The 7,458-nt window shown below is 72.7% G+C and carries 8 protein-coding genes; 6 read left to right on the forward strand and 2 right to left on the reverse strand.

Going from position 1 to position 7,458, the window contains the following annotated elements:
- Window positions 1-40: 40 nt before the first annotated feature.
- Window positions 41-1,123: a glycoside hydrolase family 76 protein gene (locus APR03_RS24550; protein WP_253839991.1), complete on the forward strand. Its 1,083-nt coding sequence runs from the start codon at window positions 41-43 to the stop codon at window positions 1,121-1,123.
- 35 nt (window positions 1,124-1,158) lie between these two features.
- A complete protein-coding gene (locus APR03_RS24555; RefSeq protein ID WP_253839992.1) occupies window positions 1,159-2,253 on the forward strand; it encodes a GntR family transcriptional regulator in 1,095 nt (364 codons plus the stop codon).
- 15 nt (window positions 2,254-2,268) lie between these two features.
- Here APR03_RS24555 and APR03_RS24560 read toward each other — a convergent pair whose 3' ends face one another.
- Entirely contained in the window at window positions 2,269-3,147 is an 879-nt protein-coding gene (locus APR03_RS24560; RefSeq protein WP_253839998.1) for a VOC family protein, read from the reverse strand.
- 102 nt (window positions 3,148-3,249) lie between these two features.
- A complete protein-coding gene (locus APR03_RS24565) occupies window positions 3,250-3,828 on the reverse strand; it encodes an NADPH-dependent F420 reductase (RefSeq protein WP_253839993.1) in 579 nt (192 codons plus the stop codon).
- Window positions 3,829-3,918: 90 nt separating this feature from the next.
- Here APR03_RS24565 and APR03_RS24570 point away from each other — a divergent pair, with 90 nt between their 5' ends.
- The 4 genes from APR03_RS24570 to APR03_RS24585 all read left to right on the forward strand — a co-directional run bounded on the left by APR03_RS24570 (window position 3,919) and on the right by APR03_RS24585 (window position 7,449).
- The gene (locus tag APR03_RS24570; RefSeq protein ID WP_253839994.1) at window positions 3,919-4,494 is read left to right on the forward strand and encodes a MarR family winged helix-turn-helix transcriptional regulator; all 576 of its coding nucleotides are present in this window, start codon (window positions 3,919-3,921) and stop codon (window positions 4,492-4,494) included.
- A gap of 218 nt (window positions 4,495-4,712) precedes the next feature.
- Window positions 4,713-6,494, forward strand: coding sequence for a glycoside hydrolase family 76 protein (locus tag APR03_RS24575; RefSeq protein WP_253839995.1), 1,782 nt, complete (start codon window positions 4,713-4,715; stop codon window positions 6,492-6,494).
- 86 nt (window positions 6,495-6,580) lie between these two features.
- Window positions 6,581-7,057, forward strand: coding sequence for a heme-degrading domain-containing protein (locus APR03_RS24580; RefSeq protein WP_253839996.1), 477 nt, complete (start codon window positions 6,581-6,583; stop codon window positions 7,055-7,057).
- Between the two features lie 104 nt (window positions 7,058-7,161).
- Window positions 7,162-7,449, forward strand: coding sequence for a hypothetical protein (locus tag APR03_RS24585; RefSeq protein ID WP_253839997.1), 288 nt, complete (start codon window positions 7,162-7,164; stop codon window positions 7,447-7,449).
- Window positions 7,450-7,458: the final 9 nt, after the last annotated feature.

Raw genomic sequence — 7,458 nt, forward strand, 5'->3', positions numbered from 1 at the left:
ACCGGTCCCACCCCTTGCACGTGAGGAACCCCCACCACCCATGAACGACGCGAACCCCACCGCCGGCACCTGGTCCGAGACGGCCGACCTGGCCCAGCGCGGCCTCGACCACTTCTTCGGCGCGCCCGAGCCGCAGCTGCTGCACAACACCTACCCGGTCGGGGACGACTCGACGTTCAACTACTGGTGGCTCGCCCACGTGATCGACGTGCGGCTGGACGCCTACCACCGCACGGGCGACGCCGGGTGGCTGGAGCTCGCCGAGGCGACGGACGCGAACCTGCGCGGCCGCAACGGGGGGTCGCTGTTCAACGACTACTTCGACGACATGCTCTGGTACGCCCTGGCGCTGGAGCGCCTGGCCCGCGCCACGGGCCGCAGCGGGCCGCTGGACGACGCCCGCGCGATCTGGGAGCACGTCGTGGAGCACGGGTGGAACGACACCCTCGGGGCGAGCGTGGCGTGGCGCAAGCAGCAGCTCGCCTACAAGAACACGCCGGCCAACGGGCCGTTCGTCATCCTGTCCGCCCGGCTGCACGCGCACGACCCGCGGCCGGGGTACCTGGAGCGCGGCCGCACGGCGTTCGACTGGATCACGCGCACCCTCGTGGGCCCCGACGGGTTCGTCGAGGACGGCATCAACCGCGAGGGCGACGGCCGCGTCGACACCCAGTGGCGGTTCACCTACAACCAGGGCCTGTACGTGGGTGCGGCGGTCGCGCTCGACGCCGTCGTGCCCGACCAGGACCTGGTCGACCGTGCGGTGCGCACCGCGACGACGGCGCTGCGTGAGCTGGCGCCCGACGGCGTCGTCGGCCGGGAGGGCGGCGGGGGAGACGAGGGCCTCTTCAAGGGCGTGCTGTACCGCTACCTCGGCACGCTGCTCGACCGGATCGGCCACGACGCGCCCGAGGCGGCGCCGATCCTGGACTTCGTGCGGACGAGCACGGACCTGCTCGCCCGCACGGGGCGGCGCGACGGCAACCTCCTGGCGGGCGACGACTGGCGCCGCCCGGCGGAGCCGCCGGTGTTCTACTCGACCCAGCTCAGCGCGATCATGGCGCTCGAGCTGCGCGCCGCGGTCGAGGCGGGGGTACGCGTGACCGCCGCGGGCGCACGGTAGATTCTCGGGAGGTCTCCAACCATGAAGGGGCATCCGTGAGCCAACCGCTCTACGTCGAGGTGTACCAGCGGCTCCGCGACGCGATCCACGCGGGCACGTACGGTGTCGGCGACCGGATGCCGGCCGAGGCCGAGCTCACCAAACAGCTCGGGGTCAGCGCGATCACGCTCAAGCGGGCGATGGACCTGCTGCGCGCGGACGGCTACATCACGCGCCGTCCGCGGCTCGGCACGGTCGTGGTCAGTGAGACCGCGACCAGCGCCGCGGGCGACCGGAGCGGGCCCGCGCCGCTGATCGGCTGCGTGCTGACCGACTTCGACGACACGTTCGGCACCCGGGTGCTCGCGGGCCTGCTCGACGCCTCGGGCACGACCGCGAACCTCGTGGTCAAGCGCAGCCTCGGCGACGGCGAGGCGGAGGGCGAGCTGGTGCGCGCGCTCGTGGCGGACGGCGTCCAGGGCCTGATCCTGGAGCCCAGCTCCTCGCAGTACGTGCCGCCCGCGGTGCTGGAGCTGGTCGCGCGGTCGTTCCCCGTGGCCATCCTGGACCGGGTGTTCGACGGCGTGCCGGTGTCCTCGGTCTGCTCCGACAACGTCTCGGCGGGCCGGCAGGCCGCCGAGACGCTGTTCACCGCGGGGTACGACCACGTGGGGCTGGTGTCGGCGGCGAGCACCGTCTCGACCGTGCAGGACCGGCTCGACGGCGTGGTCGCCGCGCACGCTACGCGGCACGTGCCCTTCGACCCGGCGCACCAGTTCCGCGGCGTGCGTTCCACGGTGCCGGGCAGCGGCGTCTCGCCCGACGACGACGTGGCCGAGCTGGAGAAGTTCCTCGACGCCAACCCGGGACTGACCGGCGTGGTCGCCACCGAGTACAACATCGCCGTGCTGCTGCGGGAGGCGGCGCGCCGGGCCGGGCGCACCGTGCCGGACGACCTGGGCATCGTGTGCTTCGACCACCCCGACGCGTTCTACGACCAGGCGCGCTACCGGTTCACTCACGTGCGTCAGGACGAGACCCGCATGGGGCGCGACGCCGTGGACCTGGTGCTGGCGCAGATCCGGGGAGCGGGCCAGGTCACCAAGGTCACGCTGCCGACCGAGCTCGTGCCGGGCAGCTCGACGCGCTGAGCCCGGTCGGCCGGGTCAGGCGGCCGGGCGCTCCAGGAGGGCCTCGACCGAGGTGCCCGGCACCGACACCGTCACCTGGGTGCCCCACGGGTCGGCGACGGTGACCGAGCGGCCGTCGTCGGCGAACGGGAGGGCCGCGGCGCGCAGCCGGGCGGTCAGGGCGTCGAGGTCCTCCCGCCCCGGCACCGTGACCGCCACGTCGCCCAGGCCCAGCGCGGCGGCGCGCGGGCCGGCGCCCGCGCTGTTCCAGGTGTTCATCGCGATGTGGTGGTGGTAGCCGCCCGCCGACGCGAAGAGCGCGCCGGGGATGTCGGTGAGCGTCGTCTCCAGGCCCAGGGCGCCCACGTAGAAGGCGCGGGCCGTCGGCACGTCGCCGACCTGCAGGTGCACGTGCCCGACCCGGCCGGACCGGCTGGGCCCGGCCGCCAGGGCGTCCTCGGTGAGGTGGGCGCGCAGGTAGCCGTTCGGGTCGAGCCACCGGGTGTCCATGAGGATCTGGCCGTCCCGGAGCGTCCACTGCTCGCGCGGCCGGTCCGTGTACAGCTCGACACCGTTGCCCTCGGGGTCCGTGAGGTAGAACGCCTCGCTGACCAGGTGGTCGGCGGACCCGGTGAAGCGCCCGCGGGTGTCCTGCACCGCGCGGTAGACGGTTGCCGCCAGCGCTGCGGCGTCGTCGAACAGGAAGGCCGTGTGGAACAGCCCGGCCTGCCGGGGGTCGCCCGCCGGCAGGTCCGGGGTGTGCACCAGCCGCAGCATCGGCGTGGCGCCGCGCCCGAGCACGCGGTGCGCCGTGCGCCCCTGGCCGCGCTCCTCGAGCGGCTCGAGCGCGAACGCGCTCGCGTAGTACCCGGACATGGTCTCCAGGTCGCCGACGCGCAGTGTCACCGCGTCCATCGCGAGGTCGGGGGAGATGACCCGCTCGTCGGCGGGAAGGTCACGGTTCACGGGGTGCTCCAGGGTGCGGGTGGCTCGGGTGGTGGCGCGGTGGGTGGTGGTTCAGCGGGCGACGGCGAAGCCGCCGGTCCACGGCACCTGCTCGCCGACGGCGAGCGTGAGCTGCAGGAAGCCGATGGCCTCCAGCTCGTGGGCGCGGTCGAGCGGCCCGGCGTCGTGCGCGGCCAGCCCACCGGACCGGACGAGGGAGATCAGGGTCTCCTTGGCGGCGGCGTCGTCACCGGCGACCAGCACCGTGGTGGGCAGGCCGCCCACCTCCTTGGCGCCCAGCGTGGCGGCGAAGTTGGTGTTGAACGCCTTGACCACCTGGCTGCCGGGCAGCGCGGCCTGCAGCTCCGCGGCGGCCGAGCTGCCCGCCGGGACGACGAGCGCGTCGAACGTCTCGAAGTCCAGCGGGTTGGTGATGTCCACGACGGTCTTGCCGGCGAGCTGCTCGCGGTAGGCCTCCGCGATCCCGGCCAGGGCGGCGTAGGGGACGGCGAGGACGACGACGTCGCCGGTCAGCGGGGCGGTGCCGACCTCGTCGCGGCGCACGTGCGCGACGTCGTGCCCGCCCTCGGCGAAGATGCCACCGATCGCGTTCGCCATCGCGCCGGTGCCGATGATCGTGATGCTGGCCATGGTGCTCCTCGTGCTCGTATTGGTTGTACCTACAAGTGAATACCGTAGGGCACTTTGGTTGTAGGTGCAACCAACTGCTAGGATCGGCGCATGACCGAGCGGCAGCTGACGTACGACGAGCGGGTCGCCGTCGCACGCCTCCACGCGCTGCTGGAGCTGCTGCCGACGGCGCTCGACAAGCGCATGCAGCAGGCCGGGCTCACGTCGTTCGAGTTCACGCTGCTGGAGGCGCTCGCGGAGACGGGCGACGGCGTGCTGCGGCTCAGCGCGCTCGCGTCGCGCACCAACGCCACGCTCGCGCGCCTGTCCCGCGTGGTCACCGGTATGGAGCGCAAGGGCCTCGTGCGTCGCGCGCCCTGCGCCGAGGACGCCCGGGCGACCAATGCGGTGCTCACCGCCGAGGGCCGGCGGGTCCACGAGGCCGCCGTGCCGCTGTACGCGGAGGCCGTGTCGAGCATGATCCTCGACGGCCTGGCCGAGGGGGACGTCGGCGAGCTCGCCCGCCTGGCCTTCGCCGTGCTGACCCGGCTCGACCCGGACCGCCGGCTGGCCGTCACCGCGGCGGGCGAGTGCGCCGCGGACCCGGCGCCGTCCGACGCGGCGGAGTGCCCCGCGGACCCCGCGGCGCCGGCCGATCCGGAGTGTCCGGCGGATCCGCGGCCGTAGGTGGGTGTATTGCGCCCATTCCTCCTGTAGGTTTTGGGTGAATTCACAATCCTGGGAGCAGCGCCGCGCCCAGGGGGAGGAGCCCATCGATGTCGATGTCGCGTCGAAGCCGACATGTCCTGTTGTCCCTGACCCTGACGCTGGCCGTGATCGCAGGCCTGCAACCCGTCGCGCACGCCGGACCACCTGGTGGCCACCCGGATGACAGCGCTGACACCGTGAGCGTCGCGCGGGCCCGCGTGGCCACCGAGGTGCTGCTCGAGTCCTACGACCAGGAGAAGGCCTGGTTCCCGTCGAGCTGGTGGAACTCCGCGGTCGCGCTGCAGACCATCGGCGACTACATGATCCGCACCGGCGACCGCAGCTACGTCGCCACGCTCGACCACAGCTTCGAGACCAACAAGGGTCCGTTCCCCGCGGGCGAGCGGTCCACCGACGAGATCTACGGCAACTTCACCAGCCGCGCCATCGACGACGCCGGGTGGTGGGCCCTGAACTGGGTCACCGCCTACGACCTGACCGGCGACCAGAAGTACCTCGACATGGCCGAGACCATCGGCGAGTTCATGCTCGGGTTCTGGGACCCGAGCACCTGCGGTGGCGGCATCTGGTGGAACGAGGAGCGCACCTACAAGAACGCCGTGACCAACGGCCAGTGGGTGCGGCTGACCGCCGAGCTGCACAACCGGATCCCCGGCGACACCGCATGGCTGGACCGGTCGCTGGACGCCTGGGACTGGTACCAGGCCAGCGGCATGATCAACGACCAGGGCCTGGTCAACGACGGCCTGACCGACTCGTGCGCCAGCAACGGCGACACGGTGTGGAGCTACAACCAGGGCCTCGCCGTCGGCGCCCCGCTCGAGCTGTACCGGGCCACGGGCGACCCGGAGCTGCTCGCCGCCGCGCAGCGGCTGGCGGACGCCGCGCTCGGGTCGGAGCTCCTGGTGCGCGACGGCGTGCTCACCGAGTCCTGCGACGCGCTGGACCGGTCCTGCGACGACAACCAGAAGCAGTTCAAGGGCATCTTCATGCGCTACCTGACCGAGCTGGCGGACACCACCGGCGAGGCGCGCTACCAGGACTTCGTCGACCACCAGGCCGAGACCGTCTGGGCCGACGACCGTGACTCCTCCGACCGGCTGGGCCAGCGCTGGGCGGGCGGCACGAGCGCCGAGCACCCGAACGTCTTCGACTGGCGCACCCAGGCCAGCGCGCTCAGTGCCCTGATCGCGGACGTGCCGCAGGAGGCCCCGGGCCGCTCGCTGTCCGCCACGACGGCGCCCGACCAGCTCGTCGTCATGCCCAGCCCGGGCACGACGTCAGCGGTGCGGACCGCGGTGCAGGTCGCGGCGACGTCGGACCACGGCCGGCCGACGCGCGTGGACGTGCGGGTCACGGGCCCGCGCGGCTGGGCCGTGCGGCCGGCCCGCACGCGGCTCGTGCTCCCGACCACCGGCTCCGGGACCCCGGCCCGGGCGACCGTGCCGCTGGACGTCACCATCCCGGCCGGTACGGCCGACGGCAGCTACCCGCTCACCGTCACCGTGACCGCGCGGCCGGGCCTCAGCTGGACCACGCGCGCCACCGTGCAGGTGGCGAGCAGCGTCGACTTCGACGCGGGCAGCACCCAGGAGGTCGCGTGGCTCTGGGACGCCGGAGGTTCGGGCCTGAGCCAGGCCGGCAGCCGGTTCGCGGACGGCACCAGCCGCTTCGTCTACAAGCTGCCGTTCCCGGCCGAGGCCACGTCGGCGGAGGCGACGCTGACGATCGACAACCAGTACGTGGTCGCGCTCAGCGGTGACGGCGAGGACTGGACCGTCGTGCTGCAGGAGGACGAGGAGATCCGGGACGGCTCGAACAAGGCCGACCACACGCTCGACCTGACGCCGTACCTCGGCGACGACAAGGCCGTCTACATCCGGGTGACCGACGCCTTCACCGCCGACGGCTGGGGCGGCGGTGTCTACCACGTGACGGCCACCTTCGGCACGGACTGACCCCCGCTCCGCCCGCTCGGCCCGCCATGAGCACCTCGGCGGGGCGGGCGGGGCGGTCGGGGTGGTGGGCAGGGCAGGATGGGCGCATGAGCGAAGCTGATGTCACCGCCGTCGTCGCACAGGTCGAGGCCCAGGAGGCCGCCCTCGTGCTGCCCGAGTTCACCCACGAGCAGGCCTGGCAGCTCGGTGTGCGGCTCGTCGAGCTGGCCACCGAGCGCGACCTGCCCGTCACCGTCGACATCCGCAAGGGCACCCAGCAGGTGTTCCACGCGGCGCGGCCCGGCACCACGCCCGACAACGACTCCTGGGTGGAGCGCAAGGTGCGGGTGGTCTACCGGTTCGGAGCGTCGTCGTACCTCGTGGGCCTGCGCGCCCGGGCCAAGGGCGGCGACTTCAACACCGACCACGGCCTGCCGCTTCAGGAGTACGCCGCGCACGGGGGCGCCGTGCCCGTGCGGGTGCGTGGTGTCGGGATCGTCGGCGTGGTGACCGTCTCAGGACTCGCGCAGCAGGACGACCACGCCCTCGTGGTCGAGGCCCTGCGGGAGCTCGTGGGCGCCTGACGGCAGACGCGCATGGGGAGTTGTCTCCATGGTGTGACCTGCGGCGACGTCGGTATCCTCCAGGCGGAGACGTATCGGAGGGCCGGTAGCCGAAGGAGGGCGTGATGGCTGATCTGCGGGTGGATCTGGATGCGGTGCGGGAGCTGGGTTCGAGTCTGACGGTGGTGGCGAACGAGTTCGAGGGCGCGAATGCGAACAGTGATCGGATCGCGGGTGCGGTGGGTCATGAGGGGTTGGCGGGTGTGGTGCGCGATTTCGCGCACAAGTGGGATGACACGCGGGGGAAGATGACCGAGAGTCTGCGCAGGCTGGCGGAGGCTTCGACGCAGGTGGCGCAGGCGTTCACGGATATCGACAGGGATCTGGGTAAGGCGATGGAGGGTCAGGAGTGAGGCCGTCGG

Origin of the sequence: Promicromonospora thailandica, assembly GCF_024171955.1 — a bacterium.
In the GTDB taxonomy this organism is placed as follows: domain Bacteria; phylum Actinomycetota; class Actinomycetes; order Actinomycetales; family Cellulomonadaceae; genus Promicromonospora; species Promicromonospora thailandica.